At 44.3% G+C, this 22,456-nt stretch carries 25 protein-coding genes; 13 read left to right on the top strand and 12 right to left on the bottom strand.

Annotated features, from left to right (window positions below; translation table 11 throughout):
• The first annotated feature begins 22 nt into the window (after window positions 1–22).
• A complete protein-coding gene (gene fre, locus AAEU28_RS20365; protein WP_421965732.1) occupies window positions 23–736 on the top strand; it encodes an NAD(P)H-flavin reductase in 714 nt (237 codons plus the stop codon).
• Between the two features lie 58 nt (window positions 737–794).
• Here fre and AAEU28_RS20360 read toward each other — a convergent pair whose 3' ends face one another.
• The gene (locus AAEU28_RS20360; protein WP_421965731.1) at window positions 795–1,469 is read right to left on the bottom strand and encodes a hypothetical protein; all 675 of its coding nucleotides are present in this window, start codon (window positions 1,467–1,469) and stop codon (window positions 795–797) included.
• A 159-nt stretch (window positions 1,470–1,628) separates the two neighbouring features.
• On the opposite strand from AAEU28_RS20360, the gene AAEU28_RS20355 reads away from it, so the two are divergent.
• Entirely contained in the window at window positions 1,629–1,952 is a 324-nt protein-coding gene (locus tag AAEU28_RS20355) for a hypothetical protein (protein WP_421965730.1), read from the top strand.
• 37 nt (window positions 1,953–1,989) lie between these two features.
• Window positions 1,990–2,682 carry a helix-turn-helix transcriptional regulator gene (locus tag AAEU28_RS20350; RefSeq protein WP_421965729.1) on the top strand — a complete coding sequence of 231 codons (693 nt, stop codon included), beginning with the start codon at window positions 1,990–1,992 and terminating at the stop codon, window positions 2,680–2,682.
• 42 nt (window positions 2,683–2,724) lie between these two features.
• Here AAEU28_RS20350 and AAEU28_RS20345 read toward each other — a convergent pair whose 3' ends face one another.
• Window positions 2,725–2,895, bottom strand: a complete 171-nt coding sequence (locus AAEU28_RS20345) for a hypothetical protein (RefSeq protein ID WP_421965728.1) — start codon at window positions 2,893–2,895, stop codon at window positions 2,725–2,727.
• 203 nt (window positions 2,896–3,098) lie between these two features.
• Here AAEU28_RS20345 and AAEU28_RS20340 point away from each other — a divergent pair, with 203 nt between their 5' ends.
• Window positions 3,099–3,506, top strand: a complete 408-nt coding sequence (locus tag AAEU28_RS20340; RefSeq protein ID WP_421965727.1) for a CBS domain-containing protein — start codon at window positions 3,099–3,101, stop codon at window positions 3,504–3,506.
• A gap of 248 nt (window positions 3,507–3,754) precedes the next feature.
• Here the strand turns inward: AAEU28_RS20340 and add are convergent, their stop codons facing one another.
• The 7 genes from add to cyaY form a co-directional block, all read right to left on the bottom strand.
• Complete coding sequence (add, locus tag AAEU28_RS20335; protein ID WP_421965726.1) at window positions 3,755–4,753, bottom strand: adenosine deaminase; 999 nt, start codon at window positions 4,751–4,753, stop codon at window positions 3,755–3,757.
• A gap of 302 nt (window positions 4,754–5,055) precedes the next feature.
• The gene (locus AAEU28_RS20330; RefSeq protein WP_421965725.1) at window positions 5,056–6,162 is read right to left on the bottom strand and encodes a heme biosynthesis HemY N-terminal domain-containing protein; all 1,107 of its coding nucleotides are present in this window, start codon (window positions 6,160–6,162) and stop codon (window positions 5,056–5,058) included.
• A complete protein-coding gene (locus tag AAEU28_RS20325) occupies window positions 6,159–7,988 on the bottom strand; it encodes a uroporphyrinogen-III C-methyltransferase (RefSeq protein ID WP_421965724.1) in 1,830 nt (609 codons plus the stop codon). Before AAEU28_RS20325 ends, AAEU28_RS20330 begins: the two co-directional genes overlap by 4 nt.
• Before the next feature lie 16 nt (window positions 7,989–8,004).
• Window positions 8,005–8,943, bottom strand: a complete 939-nt coding sequence (gene hemC / locus AAEU28_RS20320; RefSeq protein WP_421965723.1) for a hydroxymethylbilane synthase — start codon at window positions 8,941–8,943, stop codon at window positions 8,005–8,007.
• A 21-nt stretch (window positions 8,944–8,964) separates the two neighbouring features.
• Window positions 8,965–9,918, bottom strand: coding sequence for a DUF2914 domain-containing protein (locus AAEU28_RS20315; protein WP_421965722.1), 954 nt, complete (start codon window positions 9,916–9,918; stop codon window positions 8,965–8,967).
• Between the two features lie 16 nt (window positions 9,919–9,934).
• Window positions 9,935–10,588, bottom strand: a complete 654-nt coding sequence (locus tag AAEU28_RS20310; RefSeq protein WP_421965721.1) for an alpha/beta hydrolase — start codon at window positions 10,586–10,588, stop codon at window positions 9,935–9,937.
• Window positions 10,588–10,908, bottom strand: a complete 321-nt coding sequence (gene cyaY, locus AAEU28_RS20305; protein ID WP_058028361.1) for an iron donor protein CyaY — start codon at window positions 10,906–10,908, stop codon at window positions 10,588–10,590. Before cyaY ends, AAEU28_RS20310 begins: the two co-directional genes overlap by 1 nt.
• A gap of 121 nt (window positions 10,909–11,029) precedes the next feature.
• On the opposite strand from cyaY, the gene lptM reads away from it, so the two are divergent.
• From lptM to AAEU28_RS20265, 8 genes are all read left to right on the top strand, one after another.
• Window positions 11,030–11,212: an LPS translocon maturation chaperone LptM gene (lptM, locus tag AAEU28_RS20300; RefSeq protein ID WP_138568812.1), complete on the top strand. Its 183-nt coding sequence runs from the start codon at window positions 11,030–11,032 to the stop codon at window positions 11,210–11,212.
• Between the two features lies 1 nt (window position 11,213).
• Window positions 11,214–12,467: a diaminopimelate decarboxylase gene (gene lysA / locus AAEU28_RS20295; RefSeq protein ID WP_421965720.1), complete on the top strand. Its 1,254-nt coding sequence runs from the start codon at window positions 11,214–11,216 to the stop codon at window positions 12,465–12,467.
• Between the two features lie 96 nt (window positions 12,468–12,563).
• Entirely contained in the window at window positions 12,564–13,394 is an 831-nt protein-coding gene (gene dapF / locus AAEU28_RS20290) for a diaminopimelate epimerase (protein WP_421965719.1), read from the top strand.
• A 46-nt stretch (window positions 13,395–13,440) separates the two neighbouring features.
• Window positions 13,441–14,049: a DUF484 family protein gene (locus tag AAEU28_RS20285; RefSeq protein ID WP_421965718.1), complete on the top strand. Its 609-nt coding sequence runs from the start codon at window positions 13,441–13,443 to the stop codon at window positions 14,047–14,049.
• Between the two features lie 75 nt (window positions 14,050–14,124).
• Complete coding sequence (xerC, locus tag AAEU28_RS20280; protein ID WP_421965739.1) at window positions 14,125–14,991, top strand: tyrosine recombinase XerC; 867 nt, start codon at window positions 14,125–14,127, stop codon at window positions 14,989–14,991.
• A gap of 45 nt (window positions 14,992–15,036) precedes the next feature.
• On the top strand, window positions 15,037–15,741 hold the full coding sequence (locus tag AAEU28_RS20275; protein WP_421965717.1) for an HAD-IA family hydrolase: 705 nt from the start codon (window positions 15,037–15,039) through the stop codon (window positions 15,739–15,741).
• A gap of 26 nt (window positions 15,742–15,767) precedes the next feature.
• Window positions 15,768–16,667 carry a dTDP-4-dehydrorhamnose reductase family protein gene (locus AAEU28_RS20270; RefSeq protein WP_421965716.1) on the top strand — a complete coding sequence of 300 codons (900 nt, stop codon included), beginning with the start codon at window positions 15,768–15,770 and terminating at the stop codon, window positions 16,665–16,667.
• 8 nt (window positions 16,668–16,675) lie between these two features.
• Entirely contained in the window at window positions 16,676–17,359 is a 684-nt protein-coding gene (locus AAEU28_RS20265; RefSeq protein ID WP_421965715.1) for a pseudouridine synthase, read from the top strand.
• A gap of 7 nt (window positions 17,360–17,366) precedes the next feature.
• Here the strand turns inward: AAEU28_RS20265 and AAEU28_RS20260 are convergent, their stop codons facing one another.
• Complete coding sequence (locus tag AAEU28_RS20260) at window positions 17,367–17,750, bottom strand: MAPEG family protein (protein ID WP_404392524.1); 384 nt, start codon at window positions 17,748–17,750, stop codon at window positions 17,367–17,369.
• Between the two features lie 281 nt (window positions 17,751–18,031).
• Between AAEU28_RS20260 and AAEU28_RS20255 the strand changes: the two genes are divergently transcribed.
• A complete protein-coding gene (locus AAEU28_RS20255) occupies window positions 18,032–18,904 on the top strand; it encodes an EamA family transporter (protein WP_421965714.1) in 873 nt (290 codons plus the stop codon).
• Between the two features lie 27 nt (window positions 18,905–18,931).
• Here AAEU28_RS20255 and AAEU28_RS20250 read toward each other — a convergent pair whose 3' ends face one another.
• Both AAEU28_RS20250 and AAEU28_RS20245 read right to left on the bottom strand, forming a co-directional pair.
• On the bottom strand, window positions 18,932–19,861 hold the full coding sequence (locus AAEU28_RS20250) for an SPFH domain-containing protein (protein WP_349285321.1): 930 nt from the start codon (window positions 19,859–19,861) through the stop codon (window positions 18,932–18,934).
• 80 nt (window positions 19,862–19,941) lie between these two features.
• Window positions 19,942–22,236, bottom strand: coding sequence for a penicillin acylase family protein (locus AAEU28_RS20245; protein WP_421965713.1), 2,295 nt, complete (start codon window positions 22,234–22,236; stop codon window positions 19,942–19,944).
• Window positions 22,237–22,456 lie beyond the last annotated feature (220 nt).

The raw sequence follows: 22,456 nt of genomic DNA, 5'->3' as shown, positions 1-22,456 counted from the left end.
ACGCGTCGTGAAAGGTTTAATAATGCAAGTGTTAAATGCAGAAGTAGTAAGTATTACCCCCCTAACAGAATTTGTTTACAAGGTAGAGCTAAAACCAAGCGAGCCTGCAGAGTTTAAAGCAGGTCATTACCTTCAATTAGTACTTGGCGAAAAAGACAAGCGCGCTTTTTCAATTGCCAGTCGCCCAAGCCAAAAAGAATTACTTGAGCTACACATTGGTGCCTCTGAAGAAAACAGCTATGCCATGCAAGCGCTTGATCATTTACGTGAGCACCACGCAAATGGCACACAAGCAATCGTAGAGGTGGGCTTAGGTATTTCTGAATTACGTACTGAATCGCAATTACCAATCGTGTTATTAGCGGGCGGTACAGGTTTTAGCTATGTGAAATCAATGGCCGATCATTTAGCTGAAATTGACTCAGACCGTCAGGTACATTTTTACTGGGGTGTGCGTGATGAATCAGCATTGTATGCAGCAGAAGAGATGCAAGCTTGGGCTGCGAAAAAAGCAAATTTCACGTTCGTGCCAGTCGTTGATAATGCCAGTGACAGCTGGGAAGGTCACACAGGTTTTGTTCACAAAGCGGTATTAAAAGATTTCGACTCACTTGCAGCCTACGAAATCTATATGGCGGGGCGTTTCGATATGATTGGTCCTGTGCGCGATGACTTTATCGCCCACGGTGCAATTCGCGAAAATATGTATGCAGATGCCTTTGCATACATCAAGTAACGCAACGTCATAATAAAAACGCCAGCATATTTGCTGGCGTTTTATATTTCAGTTGCATTTAAATCTTAAAGTGTAAGCCTTGTTTAGATTGCTCTATGTTAACCTGCCCCGTTTTAAGATAATGCTCAGTTTCTTTGATAATAATTTCTTGTTTAAAAGCCGCTAGCTTCGCCTTCAATAAAGCATTTTTTAAATCTTGCTTTAGCGATTTTAATAACTGTGTTTGATCTTCGGATGCAATAAATTTATTTATGAATTCAGTCAGAAAACTCGGGCCCATTTTTTCCATGGTATTTTTAACATGCTTGGTTGATTCATAACCCGATTCAATACGCACTAACAACTCTACGGGTAATTCTCTGAGCTCATCACGCAAAAGCGCAAAACGCCATACACTGACACTTAAATCTTCTTGCGGAATAGAAAAAAGATAATTTTTATTAGTCGCTTCTCGACCATCTTCAATAAGCTTATCGATGTAAGCAATACTGTCTTCATAGTCTTTTAATGCCGACTGTAAAGACGTTAAGTTACTCTTCATTTCGTAATGCGTTTTTTCAAGAATTTCATGGGCTCGCCTTTCTTCTTGATAATTTTGAAACCACTCATTAATCACCAGAGCGATTAGCACACCTAGCGTTACTATCATCAGCTCAAAGGTAACTTTACCTAAACTAGATCTTAATTTTTCTTTCATATCCGTTGAACCTTTACTACAAGTACCGATTTTCATCTTACCGCTTTGATAGACATAAGAAAACGGCAAAGTTTATAACAGAGTCTAAATCGAATTGTCCTGCTGACAGCTAATAAAACCCTACTGACACTCCCTGACATGACGCTGTGGTTTACTTATTTACGTCAACCAACAACAGTCAATACGGAGATAATTATGTCTAATAATGCCATTGAAATCGTGCAATTCCAGCTGCAAGAAAACGCTGATCTTGCTCAGTTCGAAGCTGCAAACGCCGCTTTCCAAAGCTTTATTGATCAGCAACCTGGTGTGCTTTACCGCTCACTTGCAAAATTAGCAGATGCACATAGCTATGTTGATGTGGTGTATTTTGAAACCATGGCTGATGCCAAGCGCATTGGTGATGCCTTTATGGAAAACCCAATTTGTCAGCAATTCGCGCAACTGATTGAGAAAGACACTGTGAGGTTAGAGCGCTACAATGCAGTGAGTCAGACACCTTGTGAACAAAGTGCCTAACACTCTAGTCATCAAGTAAAACAAAAAGGACAATGGTGTGCATAAATCTGAGCGGTTATTTCAACTGGTCAACATTCTAAAGAGCCGTCGACTCGCAACCCGAGCGTGTGACTTAGCAACCCGTTTGAATGTGTCAGAGCGCACCATTTATCGTGACATCCAACATCTTCAAAGCTCTGGTGTGCCCATTGAAGGCGAAGCTGGCATTGGTTATCTCATAAGTGACTATGATTTACCACCTATGATGTTCACTATGGATGAGCTGCAAGCGCTGTTGCTTGGCAGCAAAATGGTCAGTGCATGGACAGATCCTGACTTAGCTGAAAAAGCACAAAGCGCCATCACAAAAATAGAAGCTGTACTGCCCGCACAGTTAAAACAACAAACAACCGATCAGCCTTATTTAGTCTCAGGCTGGAGCCATAACGCCGAGCATCAATCGTTTACTTATACCCTGCGCCAAGGTATCGAACAAAAACGCTGTGTAGATTTACATTATAGCGATGCCAAACAAGCACTCACTTCGCGCATTGTTGAACCGCTGGGATTAGTCTATTGGGGTGGTAAATGGACACTGGTTGCATATTGCCAACTCAGAGCTGATTATCGAGAATTTAGATTAGATAGAATTCAAGGTGCAACGTTATTAGATGATGGTTTTAACCTGTATGAAACAAAGAATCTTGACCACTATGTGGCACTTATTAGGGAGAAATATGGTGATTGTTAGATCAAAAGATCTTGAGTAACCTCAAGATCTTTAGACTAGACCTTAAATACAATAATTAACCGTCCAGCATACAGGGTGGCTATGGCAAACAATCGGATTACTTGGTCCCGGACCATTTGCAGCACCACCTACTTGTGGTGTTAGCTCACTTGGCAATGCTTGCTTGTTTTTACTTAAGCTTTTTACGGCTTTCTTATTGAGTGTTAGTTTCATGTTTATATTCCTTATCATGTTAATACCCGTTATAGGTAAACAAAACATACACCTAAGCACGCCAATTGCACATTGAATAAAATTCAACCAAAAAAAGACCACCTACTCAGTTCAATAAAAACAATCAAACCAATCTAAACAACCCATTTTACCAATAGACATTTATTGCTGATACTAATCTCAACCAACAGGAGAACCGTATTATGCAAGCAATTAAAGACATCATGACGAGTCAATTTCCGGCTATTTACGCACACACAGAATTAACAGACATTATTGAACAACTACAAAGCCATGGGCTATTCGGCGCGCCCGTACTCGATGCACAAAAGCAGTTGATTGGTTTTATTTCTGAACAACAACTGCTGAATCCACTGTTACAAAACAGCTATTTTTGTGACGGTCAGATCACCGCACAAGACTTGATGAGCAAAGATGTTCTGGCAGTAAAAAGCAATATGTTGGTGGTCGATTTAGCCACACAAATGCAGGGAGATAAACCTAAAATTTATCCTGTAGTGGAAGACAATAAAGTGATTGGATTAGTGACGCGCTCACGCGTTATCAATGCGCTTAAGCAAGCTTATTTAAGCTGTGCAAAAGCTTCATAGATGAATACCAATCCGCAATAACACTTAATCATTTTGAGGGATTAAACCTGATGATAGCTGCGTTAAAGATTTCTCATTTAGAACAACTAAATAACGAAATATTTGCCTTGCTACCAACAAGGTTTTCTTGCCTCAAAATAGACCACTTAGTTAAGCGGATTGGTATAACCAAAGTTCTGCTTAAACTAGAATAGACGGTAACCATTTTGGTGTTACCGTCTATTAGTTTTTATAGAGATAACTGCTGATTAACCCGCTTTTTTCGCTAGTAAAGCTTGCTTGTCTGAATCACTTAAAAATGCGATTTCAAGCGCATTTTCTTGGGCTTTTTTCACATCATCAGCGGTTAAGCCCGCTACTTTTGCGGCTTCAATAAACTCATGCTGTAGCTCAATGCCTTGTACTGCTGGGTCATCGGTATTAATACATGCCGCAATGCCGTGATCTAAGAACTGTTTAAGAGGGTGTTTGGTTAAATCAGCCACGGTACTTGTTTGAATGTTACTGGTTAAACACGATTCAATACCAATGCGGTTATCACGTAAGTAATCCATCAGTTTTGGATCTTCGATTGATTTCACACCATGACCAATACGCGTTGCGCCTAGCTCTTGAATCGCCTGCCACACACTTGATGCGCCTTCAGCTTCACCTGCATGAATGGTTACGCCTAAATACGCGTCGCGAACTTGCTTAAAGTGGTCAACAAATAATTCGCCTGGGAAGCCAAGCTCATCACCCGCCAAGTCAACGGCTGCCATATCGTTTTTAAATGCTAAGATTGCATCTAGCTCATACTGGCATTTTTCTACACCGAAAGTACGCGACATAATGCCGATCAGGTTGACCTTGATATCACGGTTAGCAGTTGCCGACTTAATGCCATCAACCACGGCTTCTACGACACCTTGAGGGTGTAAGTTATGACTTTGTGCCATGTAGTATGGGCTGAATCTTAATTCTGTGTAATCGATGTTTTGTGCAATGGCATCTTCTACGTTTTCTATCGCAATACGACGACACGCATCGTAGTCACCCAATACCTTCACACCCCAGTCTAACTTTTGTAAAAACGCCACAAGGTTTGGCTCAGTGCTCTGCACTTGAACATGTGGTAATAAGCCTTCTAGGTCATTGGCCGGAAGCGGTAAATTAAATTGCCTACCTAACTCCAAAATAGTGTTAGCACGCACATTGCCATCTAAGTGGCGGTGTAAGTCTAATAACGGGAATTTCTTATCGAACATAAATACCAATCCTCTATCAATCGTGACCTACTCAGAAGACTTATCGCACGGCTTCTAAGATTCGCTTCAAAAAGTCCTTATGTGGAATCGCAATACACACTCAGGTTTTAAGTAACATCTACTTTTTGAAGATAAAATTTTCCAGATCATACGCATGTAGCGATTATGATCAAGGACAGGTGTCCTCCGGATCGAGCTCATTCGACCACTTTCAATAAAAAGCCCCAGCTACATAACTATAGCTGGGGCTCTATCTGTGTCTAATTTTCTAAATAACAAAAGCTCAGGTTAAATAGCTACTATTATTTTGCGGCCAATAATAAATAAGCTTTTTGGAACTGCTGGGTTTGCTCATAACTATTTAGAACCGGTTTTAAATGGGCTTTATCGAGCTCTGTTAGCTGACAATTGTCGAATACTTTTGCCGCCAACTCATACTCACCTGCCGCGTTGGCTAGGCACCCCATGGCAAACAACAATTGCGGTTGCTCAGGGTGTTTTTTCAACGCATCTTGCAGTGATGAACGCAATTTTACATCAGGGTTTTTGGCATGCATAACCACATCAGCAAAGGCCTGGTACTGACCTTTCTTGAGCCACTTTTGTAATGTCGGCAGTAAGTTTTGCCATTGCCCTGCACTGGCTTGCGACTGCATATAAAGCGCTTCACTTTGCACTTTTAATGCTTTAGGAAGTTGTTCAAATTGGCCAATCGCCTGCTCTGCGTTCGCAGTAAACCAACGTGCCATAAATGCTTGCCACTGTGCTTGCGACCAATCTAAGCGCTTGTAGTGCTGATTAATCGCCGTCGCTAATTCAGCGTGTTTTTCAGCCTGTAGTAACCCGGCCAAATAACTACTCACCGCAGCCTGCGTTGGTTTTTTCTCTGCCATTGGCGCATCTAATAAGGCTAACGCTTGCTCATTCTGATTGGCATCCAACCAAAGTTTAGGCACCTTGCTCTGTGCTGCATCACTGATCTTTTGTAAATGCGCCAGTGCTTGTGCTTTATCGCCTTGCTGTAATGCAGCTTTTGCCAGTAAAGCTTGCTGTGCGTCTTGCCACTCTTCAGGCGCTTGTCCTTTATTAAACGTACTTTGCACCACTGCCGAATCATCATTGATGCTTGCCCATAAACCTTGCTGCCACACTTGCTGTGCTTTAAGTGCTTTTTTACCACGCCAAAAACCCGTGGTTTTGCCGTACATGCGTAGCAATGTTTTTAATAATTTAAGCACTAGCCACAACGCAATAAAGCCCAGCACAAACATGATCACAAAAGCGACGATGGTGCCTTCGATTGTGGTGTTATTAAATGCGATAAGCACATAGCCTTTTTCATCTATTAAAAGATGGCCTGCTGCTAATGCTGCAGCGACAAGGGCAAATGCTAAAATTGCTCTTATCATGGTGCAACCTCTTCAGCTAACCAGCTCTTCAATACTTGTTCAGAGCTTAACTGCACTTTACGACTAAACTGAAGCGGCTGTTGTTGTAACTCAATCAGTGCGGATTGCATGGCTTTAACTTCAGCCTTATCAGCTGCGAAATAAGCCTCAAGATGTTGCTGTGCTTGTTTTAAAGCAGTGAAGAATACACTAGCTTGCTTATCCATTAGCGCAGTTTGCGCTTGTGATAAATAGCCGCGTAGTTGTGCTTTTAATAGTTGCTGCTCTTGGGCATCCAGAAGCGGATCTACCACTGTCACATCACGTTCGCGGATCTTAATAAAATCATCCACCAGCCCTTGCCATGTTCTCTTCAAATTAGTTTGCCAGTCGCTGACTTCTGTTGATAGCTCAGCTGGCGCTTGCTGACGCGTCTCTGGTAACTGCAAAGTGACTAATGGCAGTGCATCAACCTGATTCAATAAGCCATGTAGCTCTAAGTAAATACTTTCAACTGCGGGTTGTGGCTGAGCGTTGAGTAAAGCAATGTCATCTGCCAATGCTTTTAATACTTCCGTGTTGTTGCTCTGTGCTAACAACACATCGTGTACACGCTTTAATACCGCTGCACCGCCTTGGTAATCTTGCTCTGCGGCCACTTTAAAAACCGCTAAGCGATGTAAGTAAACCGCTTCATTGATTGCCGCGCCACTGAGCTGTTGATCCGCTTGGCGTAACTTGCTGTCTAACTGTGCTGCAAAGCTCTCTTGTAATTGCGCTGCTTGCGATGACAAAGACTGGTTTACTGCTTGTGACACGCGCGATTGCTCACTTTGCAATGCTGCTAAATTCTGTTGTGACTGTTTAAGTTCATTTTTTAAGGCGCTATTTTCGGTTTTTAAAGCATCTAGCGCAGCGTAGGTTTTGTCGCTGATCTGCTGTCCGTGGACAATTAAACCGGTTGTCATGACACCCGTTGCCGTTGCTATCAACAAGGCTAATACGCCCACTTTACTGATCTTTTGCTTCATCGGTTTGGTCTCTGGCACGCTCGGTTTTTCACTCGCAGCGGTTGGTTGTTTTTGTTCTTCACTCATAGTGCTTACCTGCTGTTTTTGAGACGACTTAATGCAACTGAACACGGCATCATCACTGGCACCGTCGGCAAGGTATATCTGCGTCTCAGCAATTTGGTACTCTTGTTGTAAATAATCACAGCTACGTTGACTAACAAGATAAAAATCTCGTTGCTTTAACCAGTCTAAATGTTGTTCTGATTGTGTGTTAAAAACAGCATCAATCGCAGCATTACTGCTCAGCACTATAGCGGTTATCTGTTGCTCACGCCAGTGGTCTAACCAGCCATCTGCGGTTTCTTCTAATGCTGCTCGTTCATATACAACACATTGATTTAGAATGGCGCCGCGTGATTTACAGGTTTTGGCTATCAGCGTGCGACCGCCCTTGCCTTTGACGAGTACACATTGTTTGGCGTCTAAATCTTGTAAGGCTTTTAAGGCCAATAAGCCTTCTGAATCTTGTTGCTGTGGAAAGTCTGCTTTGCGAGAAAAGTGCGCTTCTATGGCCTGTGCGGTTTGCTCACCCACTGCAAATAGTTTGGCGTGGGCTGGTAAAGTTGAATATTGCTCGGCAAGAGACTGCACGGCATCTTGCGAAATAAAAATAATGACATCGGCATTATCGAGTGGCGCAAGCTGCTGCGCGTCCAGTGTTATCGAAGTAAGCGATAACACTGGAGTATGAAGATATGCAATCTGATGCTGCTTGAGTTGCGCCTTAAGCTGCTCACCTTTACCACTTGGCCGTGTGATTGCAATCTTTGTCATATTAAATTTAACCTTATTACGCGTCTCTATATACTTCAGCTAGAATTTTGTCAGCACCTTGCGCTAATAACTGTTCGGCAAGTTGAACACCTAGCTGCTCAGCGTTCTCAACTGAACCTGACACTTCATCGCGTAAAATCTCAGAGCCATCAACTGCGCCCACTAAACCACGAATATGTACTTGGTCGCCATTTACTAAGGCATAAGCACCGATTGGCACCTGACAACCGCCTTCTAAACGACGGTTCATAGCACGCTCTGCAAGCACGCGAATACGTGTTTCTGTATGCTCTAACGGCGCAAGCAATGCTTTTACTCGCTCGTCATCACTGCGGCATTCGATGCCTACTGCACCTTGACCATTGGCTGGTAATGATGTTTCTGGCTCGATGAAGTCAGCAATGCGCTCTGGCATTTCTAAACGAAGTAGACCAGCAGCAGCCAAAATAATCGCATCATAATCGCCATTATCTAGCTTAGCTAAACGGGTATTTACATTACCGCGTAAGTCACGAATGTCTAAGTCTGGGCGTAATGCACGGACTTGACATTGGCGACGTAGACTCGAAGTACCGACTACTGCGCCTTGCGGCAGCTCATCTAAGCTTTTGTATTTGTTTGATACAAACGCATCGCGCGGATCTTCACGCTCACAAATGGTGTTAAGCTCTAACCCTTCAGGGAATTCAACCGGCACATCTTTCATTGAGTGCACCGCGATATCAGCGCGGCCATCTAACATGGCTTGTTCAAGCTCTTTTACGAATAACCCTTTACCACCGATTTTTGCCAGTGGTGTATCTAGAATAATGTCACCCTGGGTCGACATTGGCACCAGCTCAACGGTAAGGTCTGAGTGAAAACGCTCAAGTTCGGCTTTCACAAATTCTGCCTGCCACAGTGCCAGTGCGCTTTTGCGGGTTGCGATACGTAAAATATTTGCTTGTTCTGTCATGCTTTTGCCTGTTGGACGCGATTAAAGCGCCGATGGAATAATTCGAAAAGTTTTTTGTGCCAGTAACTCGCCTTGCTCTGTTACGGCTTCAACACGCCATTGACCTGTTTGGCTTGGCATGATGTTTTTGCTTGAATAAGTACGGTAGCGATCTGCGCTGATCGTCAATGGAATTTCTGCCATCAACTGATCTTGATGAAACCATAAATGGCTAATGGTTTGGCCTTTTAGCTTGCGCACCTCTGTGAAGAAAAATAGTTTTTCTTGAAACTCAGTTTGCTCAATCGACTCTTTCAAAACATCAACTGGCTCACGCTCACTGATGCCTGTCGTCAGTACAGCACGGCTAATAAATTGCACATCAATTTGTGCACCTAGTGCCACTGAGGTGACTTTCGCGTTGTCTGAAAACTGTGTTGATGACGTTTCTGCATCTTGCTCAGCCTCAGGTGAAGTAGTTGCCGTCTCAACAGTTTCTTTCTCAACGCTGATTTCATCAGTCACTTGCGCAAGCTCAGGCTCGCTATCAAGAGTTTGCATTGTGTCTGTTTGCTCAGTTAAAACTGCGCTGGCTGTATCCTCACCAGCTTGGTCATCAACAGCCGCGGCGCTTTGCTCTGGCTCTTGTTGCTCAGGCTCTGCTGAAGCAGTTTGCACAGGTGCCATGACTTCTTCGACAATCACCTCAGTTGCTGGCTCAGGAATAGCTTTAACGCCGCTATCTAACTCTTGCTGTGCTGTATCTATAACAAGTTCAGGTTCTGAAATAACGACTGTGTTTGGCTCAACCATTTCAATATTTTGCACTTCATCTGCATTTACTGAATTCATTAAGCCATACACGATAGCCACAGCGGTCAGCATTAACATGCTTGCTGCCATAAAAATGCGTCGCCAATGCCACTGATAATGCACAGCTTGCGGCTGGGTAGGCGCCTTACTCACACTGGTTTTTATGACAATCTTCTGTGACATGTTTTGCTCCGTTTAATTAAGCCAATTTTTCAAGCAACCAAGTGCGAATAGCGGTTAGCTCTTCAGCACATACCTGATGTGCCATTGGGTAATCTTGCCATGATACCGTGTAACCCTGAGTGGTGAGCGTATCAAATGCTTGGCGACCCGCCATCATAGGCACGACTGGATCTTGTGATCCATGCGCCATGAAAATGTCTAACTCGGCTTGCACAGCTTCGTCTGCCAGCTTTTGCGGCGCACACATGTAAGTCGATAACGCCATCACGCCAGCCAGCTTTTGCTTAAGACGCGGTGCTAAATGCAAGGCTATCACCCCACCTTGAGAGAAACCAGCCAAGATGATTTTATCGGCAGGTATACCTTTGTCTAACTCAGCTTGAATTAAAGCTTCAACTTGAAGTGATGAGTCTCTCACACCTGTTTCATCGGCTCTTTTATCTAGATCAAAAGACTTGATGTCATACCAAGCGCGCATCACCATGCCACCATTTATGGTGACCGGTTGCTCTGGCGCGTGAGGAAAAATAAAACGTACACCAAGGTCTGCAGGTAAACCAAGCTCTGGGGCTATCGGTAAGAAGCCGTTACCTGAATCGCCAAGGCCATGTAACCAAATGATTGACGCTTTATGCGTGCTTTGTGCTGGGTATTCTACAAATTCAAGCATTAGTCGTGCTGCCACTCAATAGGTGCACCAGCTTGCTTAGTCGCCGCTTCGCTCATAAATTGCCAGAATTCTGCACCCGAGCGGTTGTCGATCCACTGTTCACCTTGTAGCTCAAAATGGTGACCATTGAATTTAGTGGCAACCCATACTTGATGAAGCGGTGCTTGTTTGTTGATGATGATCTTACTCTTATCAGGGAAGATGATCTCTAAAATGCCCGATTGAGACTCATAGTCTAAATCAACATCACAGTCATCAATTTGCTCTTCAATGGTTAACATTAACGCGTCGGCAAGTTCGTGGTATTCATGATCGGTCATCACGGCATCCTTCATTAAGCACGGTTGTATAAGTTATGACGAAATTTCACAGCCCCAATAGCTGCATTTTCTATGAATTCTGTTACTCTGCGATTATAAAGGCACTGACATCATTAATCTAATGAAAGCGAACCCCTCATTCACAAGCTTATTATTTTTGGTCATCTTTACCAGCTTATTCGTGACTGGTTGTGGCCAAAGTGGCGTGCTCTATTTACCAGAGCAACAGCAACAAGATAACCAAACACCTGCGAGTAAACAACCAAAGCAAGACCAACAGAAACAACAGCAAGAGGAAAAGTAAGATGGATTTTTTCGAATACAAAAATAATCAGCTGTTTGCTGAAGGGGTTTCGGTGGCTGATATCGCCGAGCAATACGGTACCCCCTGTTATGTCTATTCTCGCAAAACCCTAGAGCGTCACTATCATGCATTTACTGATGCCGCTGACGGTCATCCGCATTTAGTCTGCTATGCAGTTAAAGCAAACTCGAATCTGGCTGTGTTAAATGTCTTAACCAAACAAGGTGCTGGCTTTGATATTGTCTCGCAAGGCGAGCTTGCGCGGGTTCTGCAAGCCGGCGGTGATGCCAGCAAAGTGGTTTTCTCTGGTGTTGCAAAAACTGCACAAGAAATTGCTTTTGCTTTAGTACAAAACATCAAATGTTTTAACGTTGAATCTGAAGCCGAGCTTGAACGTATCAGTCATGTTGCCAGCGAACTAAATAAAACTGCACGCGTGTCTATTCGTGTGAATCCAGATATTGATGCGAAAACCCATCCTTATATTTCTACCGGTTTAAAAGAAAACAAGTTTGGCATCGACATCAATCAGGCCTTCGATATTTATCAAAAGGCCTACGCACTACCAGGCATTGAAGTGGTTGGTGTTGATTTTCATATTGGCTCGCAGCTGACCGAAGTCGCGCCATTCTTAGCCGCACTAGACAAAGTTTTAGCCTTAGTCGATAAATTGAAAACCGCAGGTATCGAACTTGAACATTTAGATATTGGTGGTGGTCTAGGCGTGCCTTACGACAGTGAAAAGCCACCTCACCCAAGTGCCTATGCCGCAGAAGTAAAAGCGAAATTAGTAAACTACCCACATCTAGAACTCGTTTTTGAGCCGGGGCGTGCTATTGCTGCCAATGCCGGTATTCTAGTGACCAAAGTTGAGTATATTAAACCGACTAAAGACAAACACTTCGCGATTGTTGATGCGGGTATGAACGACATGCTACGTCCGTCTTTATATCAAGCATGGCAAAACATCATTGCTGTTGCGCCGCGCGCGGATGGCACCCCAACACAAAATTATGACGTGGTGGGCCCTGTGTGTGAAACCGGTGATTTCTTAGGTAAAGATAGACCCCTTGCCATTCAAGCAGGCGATTTACTTGCACAGCGCAGTGCCGGTGCCTATGGCTTTACCATGAGCTCAAACTACAACTCGCGCCCTCGTGCGGCTGAAGTCATGGTAGATGGCGACGAGAGTCATTTGGTTCGCCAACGCGAGACGCTCACTTCGCTTTGGCAAGGCGAGCAATTGCTGCCATAAATAAGCGCATTCCCGCACCAAGCCCAGTGGATATCACTGGGCTTTTGATAATTGCCATGGCAAAGTAGTAGCAGCTTGGAGTTACATTAAGACATTATGTTTGTAAATTTTTCTAAAATGCACGGTTTGGGTAATGACTTTATGGTCGTTGATAACGTCACTCAAAATGTATTTTTATCACGCGACCAAATCAAGAAACTCGCTGACCGCAATTTCGGTGTGGGTTTTGATCAACTACTTATGGTTGAAGCGCCTTATTCACCCGATCTCGATTTTCATTATCGTATTTTTAATTCTGATGGCACCGAAGTGGAACAATGTGGCAATGGCGCACGCTGTTTTGCACGCTTTGTGCGCATGAAGGGTCTCACCAACAAACATAAGGTCGCAGTCTCTACTAAGGGCGGCAACATTGCCCTGTATACTGAAAAAGATGGCCAAGTGACGGTGAACATGGGCAACCCGCACTTCGCGCCGAGCAGCGTGCCATTTAAAGCAAAAAAGCCAGAGCTCACTTATATTCTTCGCGCCGGTGAAAGCACGGTTTTTTGTGGCGTAGTGTCTATGGGCAACCCCCATTGTGTATTAGAAGTCGACGACGTGAATACCGCTGAAGTCGAGACCTTAGGGCCATTACTTGAAAACCACGAACGCTTTCCTGAGCGTGCCAATGTGGGCTTTATGCAGATCATCAACCCTGAACACATTAAACTGAGAGTCTGGGAGCGCGGCGCTGCCGAAACACTCGCTTGTGGCAGCGGTGCTTGTGCTGCTGTGGCTGTGGGTATAATGCAAAAGAAATTAGCCAGCACAGTGCGCGTAGATTTACCTGGCGGTTCATTACAAATACGTTGGCAAGGTGAAGGTAACCCAGTGCGTATGACTGGTCCTGCCGAGCACGTATTCGATGGGCAAATTTCTCTTTAAGAAATAAGGTTTAGCGCGCTCACAATAAAAAGTCGGAGTAATTAACATGAAGCAAACAGATCAAGAACAACAAGTCTGCGACTACTTAAAACGCAACCCCGACTTTTTTCAGCATCACCCTTATGTGTTACTCGAGTTAGAGCTGTTCAGCAAAAGCCAAGGCTTACCGAATTTAGCCTTGCAACAGCTGCGTTTATTAAGAGAGCAAAACCAAGCATTAAAACAACAGCTCTCTGGGATGGCTAAAATTGCACACAGCAATGAACAGATATTCAAAACACTGAGCGATTGCCAGCGACAGATTTGGCAAGCTAGCTCATTGAATGAAATCTCCAAAGTGATTCAAACAGCGTTTGCCAATACACCCAATATTTCAGCGACAGAGCTGCTCTTTCAGCCCGAGCAAGTAACCCAAGCACTAAACACCACACTTGAAGATAAAACCCAATATTTAGGTCGCACGCCAAAGCAGTTAGATAGCGTCTGGGAAAAAGCCCCGAGCACTGGCTCTGTGGCACTGTATCAACTTGACGACAGTGAAGCGGTACTGGCTTTTGCCAGTGACAACCCTGCGCATTTTTGCCCAAATAACGACGACTTGTTGATGCAAGAGTTTTTAGCGGGCTTAAAACTGAGAATCGCAGCACTTGGATAGCCCATTGTGAATAGTCAGTTCAATGCCTCTCAAAGTGAGCTTAAAGAGGAATTTTCACAACCAATCGATGCATTTATGGCTTATTTACGTCATGAAAAGCAATACTCAGAACACACTTTAGGACAGTATAAACGTCAACTTATACAAGCCGCTTTGGTCTTTCAGCAAGACAGCCATGATTGGCTAGGTGTATCCCCCGACCATATTCGCCGTTTTAGCATGCAACTACGCAGCAAGCAGTACAATCCTCGTAGTATTAATTTGAAGCTTAGCTGCATTCGCAGTCTGTATAAGTTTTTAAAAGCCAAACATCAACACCACCAGACTTTAATCAACCCAGGCGAAGGCATTAAAGGCCCTAAGTTTCAAAAACCATTGCCAAAAAATCTCGATGTCGACCAAATGGCGCAGTTATTAGAATTACCTGAAGACGATGCTCTCGCAGTACGTGACAAAGCCATGATGGAGTTAATGTATTCAAGTGGTTTGCGTGTTAGTGAGCTAGTGAATGCCAACTTAAATGATATTCGCGAAGGGGAAATTCGGGTACTGGGTAAAGGCAGTAAAGAGCGCGTTGTCCCCGTTGGCAGTAAAGCCCTCGCTGCATTAGAGGCATGGTTAAAGCTGCGCCCACAATTTGCCATTGAAGGCGACCCAGCCTTGTTTGTGAGTAAACAAAAACGCCGTATCTCCACCCGTCACGTACATGAGCGTATGAAAGAATGGGGCCTAAAACAAGGCATTAGTACCCCTGTTCACCCGCACAAACTGCGTCACTCTTTTGCTAGTCATATGCTTGAATCAAGTGGTGATCTGCGCGCCGTGCAAGAGATGCTCGGGCACAGCAGTTTATCAGCAACCCAAGTCTATACTCATGTCGATTTTCAACATCTTGCTAAGGTATACGACAAAGCACACCCAAGAGCGAAAAAATCCAAATAACCACTTATTTACGTATAATGCGCATAACCTTAAAGGAGCCATTTAATGCGATTCAACCGAGCTATCACGCCCGTTAAAGTTTTAAGCTTTGACTTAGACGACACCCTTTATAACAATCATCCGATAATCAAAGCTGCGCTACAGGCACAGTTTGATTATCTTGCCACAATTGAACAGTGGCATGCTAAAGGGCCAAACTACTGGCGTGAGTGTCGCAACCATATTGGTAAAACACAGCCTGAACTTCAGAGTGATGTGACGAAATGGCGTCAGGTTGCATTAAGGTATGGCTTTGCACAATTAGGTTTTTCTGACAGACAAGCACAAGAATATGCAAACGCAGCATACAAGGCATTCGCCGATGCGCGCAGCCATATTGTGGTTAGCGATGATGTGCTTGAGTTACTAGCGCAATTACGTGAGAAATATACCCTTATTGCCATTACCAACGGTAACGTTGAAGTCGACAAATTTAACTTAAAAGGCGAATTTGATTTGGTATTACAGGCCGGTCCTCACGGTGAAGCTAAACCGAGTCGCGCCTTATTTGATAAAGCCTGCTCGCTGTTAGAAGTTAGCCCAAGTGATATTCTGCATATTGGCGATAGCCTTGATACCGATGTACAGGGGGCGAATAATGCAGGCTGTTATAGTGTTTGGCTCGATAACCAAGATTGTATATACAACTATAAAGGGCTTGCTGATATTGAAATAACTGACATTATGCAGTTAGCGCTTTTAACAAAATAAACAATAACAACACACAGGGATTATTTATGGAGCAAACAGTGACACACGCCAATAAGATTATGATCACAGGTGCGACAGGACTGCTTGGCCGCGCCTTACTTGCTGAGTTAAGCCCACATTTTGATGTCATTGGCACAGGCTTTAGCCGTGCTGAAGGCAACATCATCAAATTAGATTTGCATGACCAGCAAGCGGTTGCAAACAGCTTAATTGAGCATAAGCCACAAGTCGTGATCCATGCCGCCGCTGAGCGCAACCCAGATATTTGCAGCAACAAGCCAGAGCAAGCCATTGCCCTGAATGTCGCCGCTTCACAATTTTTAGCTGAACAGTGTGAAGCCATCGGTGCCAAATTGATTTTAATCAGTACCGACTATGTGTTCGACGGCCAAGATGCCCCCTATTTAGAAAATGCCGCACCGAATCCTCTAAACCTGTATGGACAAAGCAAGCAACAGGCAGAACAAGCTGTGTTAGCGGTTGCGAAAACCCACAGCGTGATCCGCGTGCCGGTTCTATACGGTGATGTCACGCATTTAGGCGAGTCAGCAGTCACCACACTTGCACAACAACTCAATGCCACAGCACCTTCAAGTCACGACAACTGGGCGATCCGCTACCCAACTCACGTAGCCGATATTGCCATGAGTATTCGCGACTTAATTCAGCAAGCTGACAAATTAGGTGGTATTTTTCATATTTCTGGCACTCAGAAAATGACTAAGTACCAAATGGCATGCTTAATGGCCGATGCACTTGGCTATGACCGCAGTTTATTGGAGCCATTGGGTCAACCCAACGATGGTACTCCTCGCCCATATAACTGTGCTCTTGAAAATAAACGTTTAAAAGCTATGGGTATTCACTATGAGCGCGGGTTTGCTAAAGCGATCGCTGAGATTATTCGTGCACATAGAACTGAATAAATAGCTTCATGTCTAAAATACGGCTTGCAAAATATATTGGTCATGCGGGAGTTTGCTCCCGTCGTCAGGCTTCCCGTTTAATTGATTTAGGCGAGGTGATGGTGAATGGTCGACCTGCAAACCACATAGACCACGTTGATGAACTTGATGAGATTATTGTGCGGGGAGTGAAAATTGAAGGCCCAGCCAAAAAGGTGCTCTACGCTTACCATAAACCTGTTGGGATAGACTGTAAGCTAAAGCCTGAAGATCCAAGCAGCCTTATTCATCACTTACCACAAGGTGAGCGAGTCTACCCAATTGGTCGCTTAGACAAAGACTCAAGAGGTTTGTTACTGCTAACAAACGATGGCGAATTGTGCCACCAGTTGATCCATCCAGATCATCATCAAGAAAAAGAATACCTAGTCGAAGTCGATAAACCCCTTGATGGCGGCTTCTGTGCAAAAATGGCTGTAGGCGTGCCTGTTGATGGCCAAATCACTCTGCCTTGTGAAGTTTCTCTGGTGGATGAGACCCGCTTTAAAATCATTCTCAAGCAAGGGCTAAATCGACAGATCAGAAAAATGGCCAAATATTGTGGTTATAAGGTGATAGATTTATACCGAGTGCGCATTGCCAACTATGTATTAAACCCAAATGAAGTCAGCGAAAACACCTACCAAGCCATCACCTTAGGTGAATTAATGTAGTGGCTTTTTAAAAGCACACCACGACCATCGCTAAGGCACTGACTAACCCTACCAGCCACACGGATGAACGGGCAATATGCCAATCAAGGTAATAACATACGCAATAAGCAACACGGGCAATAATGTGGGTGACAGCCAAGGTTTGTGTAGTCTCGTTTATGGTATTTGTGCCCAACACCACAGCTAATGCGACGGCAAATACCGTTAATGCTTCAAAGCTATTTTGATGGGCAGCCAAAGCACGAGCTCCAAAGCCGGTAAGCTGCGTTTGTTGTGCTCTTGGGTGTCGATTATCGTAACCGCCTAATCGATTCATCGCGATAGCAACAGGCGCTTTTGCCAAATAAGGCAGTAACATGGCGATAAAAGCGCAAATCAGTAGCGTGGTCATTTTATTTACTCCAAACTGACAATATTCATAGTCAAAATATTCTTAATTCAAAACAACACGCTAGCACAAAACTGTAGACAAAAAAAAGCCACCCAAAAAGCAGGTGGCGAATTATTTTGTAGCATCTGATACCGAGTATACGCGCAATAATGAAAAACACACTGCGACAGATTGTCGCAGGTATGTAACAAACGCCTTCACCATTTTGTGAGACCTATTTATCATCGCCTCACTGCTGGGTATTTGTTAGAGTGAGCTTTTACACAAGATTAAAAATAACAATGACCTGGATCGCTTTCACACTGTTAGCCGCCTTCTCGCAAGCATGGCGTAATGCCTTGCAAAGCAAGCTGAGTAACCATGCGAGTGTCGCAGGTGTCACCCTCGCCCGCTTTTTACTCGCCAGCCCACTCGCTGCACTCTATTTATTCGGCCTTTACCAATGGCAGCCTGCTGAAGCACTATCTCCAAATAGCAGCTTTTTATTTTATGTATTTGCAGCAAGCATTATGCAAATTGCCGCTACTGCGCTCATGGTGGTGCTCTTTAAGCAAAATAATTACGCCGTCGGCGCAGGGCTTGCCAAAAGTGAAGCCTTAGTCGCCGCTATTTTGGGCATGTTGTTTTTTGGATCTACGTTATCGTTATTAGGCTGGTTGGGTGTTGCAATCGGTGGTCTAGCAGTGCTACTTCTGAGCGGTTTCACCTTAAAAAAACTCAATCCAAAAACGGCACTGATTGGCTTAGCCTCGGGCACCGCATTTGCCCTTACTTCTCTTTGGGTACGAGAAGCGAGTATCGCATCAGGGTTACCTTTTCCACACAGTGCCGCTTGGGTATTACTCTTTGTATTACTCACCCAGACTGTGATGCTATCGGCGTATATCAGCATTAAAGAATCACACACTTGGCGCACTTTACTCAGCCATAAACCGCTGACTTGTGCGATCAGTTTTACTAGCTGTATTGGCTCAATTGGTTGGTTTAGTGCCATGAGCTTACAACACGTTGCTTATGTGAAAACACTTGGGCAAGTTGAAGTGTTTTTTACCATTTTGCTGTCTATTTTCTGGTTAAAAGAACCGGTAAAGAAACGTGATGGACTCGGGCTAGGCTTAATAGCTGTTGCAGCCATATTAGTGATGATGACCTAACCAAACTGCTTTGTTAATAACAAAAAGTTAGTTCTTCTTATTCATATTCCAAAGTACGCTTTGCCCTTCGCCCATCATGGTTGTTGGCATTTGCCCATTCCATTGCTGAGCACGCATATAGTCAACTAGGGTTGCGTTATTCTTAATCGCTTCTGCTTTTTTCAGTATCGCCTCGGCTTCTGCTAAACCTTTTAATTTAATGGCTTCAGCTTCGGCTTGGGCTTCTACTTTAATTGCGTATGCTTGGCCGTCTGCTTTTGCCTTGGCCGCATCACGTTGTGCCAGTGCCGTATTAACTTCACGCTGTGCTTCTAACTTTTGGCGCTCTAAACGGTGCTTTTCGGCTGCAGCAAGGTTCTTTTCTGTCTGCTTGGTTTCGATAGACTGAATGTACTTTTGCGGAAGCTCTAAATTTTCAATTTGCGCTGAGTCTAATTTCACCGGATAGTCTTTCATTTCTTCCAGTAATAACTCTTCGATACGAGCAATGACCTGAGAGCGATTTTGAATAAGCTCTTCGGCCTTATATCTTGCCAAAGCATCTTTCGTTGCTGAACGAAGTTTAGGGTCGAGAATACGGTTCTCAAATTGCGTTAAGCCACCATAACTTTTAAATAAGTCGAACGCTTCTGCACGGATCACCGTCCAGTTAATTGATACCTCTGCGGTTACTGGCATTTGTTCATGAGTCGCGGCACGTAATTTCTCGACATTTTTGCGTGTACGGATCTCCAACATCTCAACACTATCGACAATGGGTACCTTAGTGTGCAGACCCGGGTTAACTTGCTCGGTGGCTTCACCAAAGCGTTTGATAATACCCACATGCCCTTCGTCAACGGTATAAAACGCACCATTCGCAACAATCAGCAAACCGATTGCCGCCGCAGCACCACCAAACAAGCCCTTTTTCTTAAAAAAGTTTGTGCTGATGTCAGGTAAGTTATTGTGTTCCATGCTTCACCTTTTTTAATTTTCGTCCAGTACTGTGCCTATTTATAACACAATAAAGTGATAAAAATATAACCCCTCACTGTTTATGGCTGTGGTGTGAACGTGATTTCGTGGGTTAAAACTTGTGGAAATAACGGCGTATTATCGCCTTCTGCATACTCATCAAAGCCACTGCGATAGAAAGGTGAAAGTGGGTGACCACTTTGTCCACCAGCCACGGTCATAATGGCTTTTTCTAACTCACCGGGTTGCACAATAAAACGTTGTGACGCGCCAAACTCAGGACGTTGTACCGCTGGCATATAGCTATCGCCAAAGCCGTCGTATTTGGGCATGTTTAAGAAATGGCTCAATATTGGCAGTTGCTTGCTAAACGGATGTTGAATTTGTAATGCATTCACTTCACCCCATTTCCAAGCAGCCATATTTGGACCAAACTCTGCGGCCAATTTTTGCTTTGCTTGTTCGTAAGCTGCCAGTTGCAACGCTTGCCAATTATCATGGCCATGTAACCAAGATTCAGGTTGGGCATTGATCAATTGCCAAAGTGCCGGCTCTAAATAATTTTTCAGTGCGCTTAAGCTGCTGCCTGACTTTTTCATGTTGCGCTCAACCGACACAAACACGGTATCAATGAGGCTGTCACGATAATAGCGCACTAAGGTGTAACCCACTGATTCTGCGCAAGCGCACTGCTGCCAATCATCTAGCCAGCTTAAGTCGATTTGATACTTAAACTGGGTTTCGGTGTCTTGTCGTAATAGCGCCGATAATTGCTTATGCCATGGCGTTAAGAAGCGCGCTTCATTATCGAGCTGAATGGCATAAAAATCTTTTTCGCTAAATTGTGACTTCTCTAATAATCGATCTCTGATCTGTGCTGAACGTGCCCCCAAAGCATAACCGCCATCACCAAAGCGTTGATGAGCAACAGCCGAGACCACTCGAGAATTACCGGTCCAAAGTTTACCGCTTTGTGGATTCACCACTTGTGGACGCTGTACTTCATTAAATTGCCAAAGCTTGGCGTAGTGCTCACTGGATTGTGCAATGTCTGCCGGATTTGTGCGCGCTGGCACAGCGCCCATTGGTTTCCATGCAGCATTGCCTTTGTCGTCTACCACCATTAAATTTTGAACTGGAATACCCACATGCGGCGCCAGTGCTAATGCTTCTTCAACCGATTTCGTGCGCTCAAACCTTAGTAACTCTAGGTTTACTGCATAAGACTGGTGTGCCACCCAACTCAATGCATATTGCTCACCTTGGATTTCTTTTACTGGGCCGTAATTAGACATGGTCAGCTCATACACCGCATGCTCACCGTTTGGTAATGCAATGCGCTCATTTACTTGCCATGTTTTATCTTGCGCTGTTAGGGCTATCCAATCCGCGGTATCTAAATAACCGTTGGTGAACCCCCATGCAATATGATCATTACTACCGACAACAACGGCTGGCGCGCCCGGTAGCGTCACCCCTGTCACCTGGTATTTTTCGCCTTGGTGGCGATAATTTAATTGTGCACGATACCAAATTGACGGCACATTCAAACCCAAATGCATGTCATCTGACAGCATGGCTTTTCCGGTTTTGGTTAACGCGCCAGTTACCGCCCAGTTGTTACTGCCGTAATGGTCTTGCTCTTTGATATGGGTTACTTGTGATATTGCTTCACGACTGATTGGCTCTGGAATGGCAACTCGCCCTTGTGGCAGCTTTGAGCCATCGAGTGCCGCCTGATACTGGCTCGGCTGCAAGATGAACTCGCGCATTTGCTCACCGTACAGCTTATCTAAATGAATTAATGCTTCATCTCTAAAATAGGTGCCAGCTTGTAAGTCGAGATACATGCTAAAAATCACCAGTAAGCTATCTTCGCTTAACCAAGGCTTTGCCTCCGCACCACTTAATAGATATTCAAAGCTTGCGATGCCTGCCTGAGTTCTACCTTCGTTAACCCCTTGCGTGTAAGTTGCCAGTAGTTGCTGATCGGTTTCGGGTAATAACTTAAGAATTTCTTGGCTGCGAGCACGTAACTGATGAAAGCGCATTTTCTTATCAAGCTCGAGCGCGCCTTTACCAAATAACTCACTTAACTCTCCCGCAGCGTTACGCCGTAATAAATCCATTTGGAAGAAGCGGTCTTGACCATGAGCAAACCCCAATGCATAGGCGGCATCTTGGCGGGTTTTCGCAGTGATCACCGCTTGCCCTAATGTGTCTCTTGCCAGTGTAACGGGCTTTGAAATGGCATCAGAAGTGCCTTTACCGTCTAATGCCGGTAGGCTGAGCGATAGCAAGCCATATAAGCCTGCGGTAAGAATTAAAATGAGGATCAACAACCCAGATAATCCACGCTTGAGCCAACTTAACATTGCGGTGTCTCCTTGTGCTTTATTATTTTTATACTAGCCATAAATAAGTGACGCTATTGTGTCAGCGAAACTGCATTATGTTCATGTTACACCCAGCTTTTCAATCTTGTTCCTCTCTGATAACCAACTAAATCAATTCTTTATCTATTCTTATACCAATCCTCTTAATTAAGTGATCTATTTTGTGGCAAGGTATTACTGGTATATTAATTCGCCTTAA

It is taken from the genome of Pseudoalteromonas sp. SS15 (assembly GCF_049257195.1).
Taxonomy (GTDB): domain Bacteria; phylum Pseudomonadota; class Gammaproteobacteria; order Enterobacterales; family Alteromonadaceae; genus Pseudoalteromonas.
The sequence above is the reverse complement of the archived record's forward strand: the minus strand, read 5'-3'. Positions and strand labels throughout refer to the sequence as shown.

Bases quoted from the DNA above. Each gene is read 5' to 3' on its own strand.
- fre (WP_421965732.1), top strand. From the start codon at position 23: ATGCAAGTGTTAAATGCAGAAGTAGTAAGTATTACCCCCCTAACAGAA.
- AAEU28_RS20360 (WP_421965731.1), bottom strand. From the start codon at position 1,469: ATGAAAATCGGTACTTGTAGTAAAGGTTCAACGGATATGAAAGAAAAA.
- AAEU28_RS20355 (WP_421965730.1), top strand. From the start codon at position 1,629: ATGTCTAATAATGCCATTGAAATCGTGCAATTCCAGCTGCAAGAAAAC.
- AAEU28_RS20345 (WP_421965728.1), bottom strand. From the start codon at position 2,895: ATGAAACTAACACTCAATAAGAAAGCCGTAAAAAGCTTAAGTAAAAAC.
- AAEU28_RS20340 (WP_421965727.1), top strand. From the start codon at position 3,099: ATGCAAGCAATTAAAGACATCATGACGAGTCAATTTCCGGCTATTTAC.
- add (WP_421965726.1), bottom strand. From the start codon at position 4,753: ATGTTCGATAAGAAATTCCCGTTATTAGACTTACACCGCCACTTAGAT.
- AAEU28_RS20330 (WP_421965725.1), bottom strand. From the start codon at position 6,162: ATGATAAGAGCAATTTTAGCATTTGCCCTTGTCGCTGCAGCATTAGCA.
- AAEU28_RS20325 (WP_421965724.1), bottom strand. From the start codon at position 7,988: ATGACAAAGATTGCAATCACACGGCCAAGTGGTAAAGGTGAGCAGCTT.
- hemC (WP_421965723.1), bottom strand. From the start codon at position 8,943: ATGACAGAACAAGCAAATATTTTACGTATCGCAACCCGCAAAAGCGCA.
- AAEU28_RS20315 (WP_421965722.1), bottom strand. From the start codon at position 9,918: ATGTCACAGAAGATTGTCATAAAAACCAGTGTGAGTAAGGCGCCTACC.
- AAEU28_RS20310 (WP_421965721.1), bottom strand. From the start codon at position 10,588: ATGCTTGAATTTGTAGAATACCCAGCACAAAGCACGCATAAAGCGTCA.
- cyaY (WP_058028361.1), bottom strand. From the start codon at position 10,908: ATGACCGATCATGAATACCACGAACTTGCCGACGCGTTAATGTTAACC.
- lptM (WP_138568812.1), top strand. From the start codon at position 11,030: ATGAAAGCGAACCCCTCATTCACAAGCTTATTATTTTTGGTCATCTTT.
- lysA (WP_421965720.1), top strand. From the start codon at position 11,214: ATGGATTTTTTCGAATACAAAAATAATCAGCTGTTTGCTGAAGGGGTT.
- dapF (WP_421965719.1), top strand. From the start codon at position 12,564: ATGTTTGTAAATTTTTCTAAAATGCACGGTTTGGGTAATGACTTTATG.
- AAEU28_RS20285 (WP_421965718.1), top strand. From the start codon at position 13,441: ATGAAGCAAACAGATCAAGAACAACAAGTCTGCGACTACTTAAAACGC.
- xerC (WP_421965739.1), top strand. From the start codon at position 14,125: ATGGCTTATTTACGTCATGAAAAGCAATACTCAGAACACACTTTAGGA.
- AAEU28_RS20275 (WP_421965717.1), top strand. From the start codon at position 15,037: ATGCGATTCAACCGAGCTATCACGCCCGTTAAAGTTTTAAGCTTTGAC.
- AAEU28_RS20270 (WP_421965716.1), top strand. From the start codon at position 15,768: ATGGAGCAAACAGTGACACACGCCAATAAGATTATGATCACAGGTGCG.
- AAEU28_RS20265 (WP_421965715.1), top strand. From the start codon at position 16,676: ATGTCTAAAATACGGCTTGCAAAATATATTGGTCATGCGGGAGTTTGC.
- AAEU28_RS20260 (WP_404392524.1), bottom strand. From the start codon at position 17,750: ATGACCACGCTACTGATTTGCGCTTTTATCGCCATGTTACTGCCTTAT.
- AAEU28_RS20255 (WP_421965714.1), top strand. From the start codon at position 18,032: ATGACCTGGATCGCTTTCACACTGTTAGCCGCCTTCTCGCAAGCATGG.
- AAEU28_RS20250 (WP_349285321.1), bottom strand. From the start codon at position 19,861: ATGGAACACAATAACTTACCTGACATCAGCACAAACTTTTTTAAGAAA.
- AAEU28_RS20245 (WP_421965713.1), bottom strand. From the start codon at position 22,236: ATGTTAAGTTGGCTCAAGCGTGGATTATCTGGGTTGTTGATCCTCATT.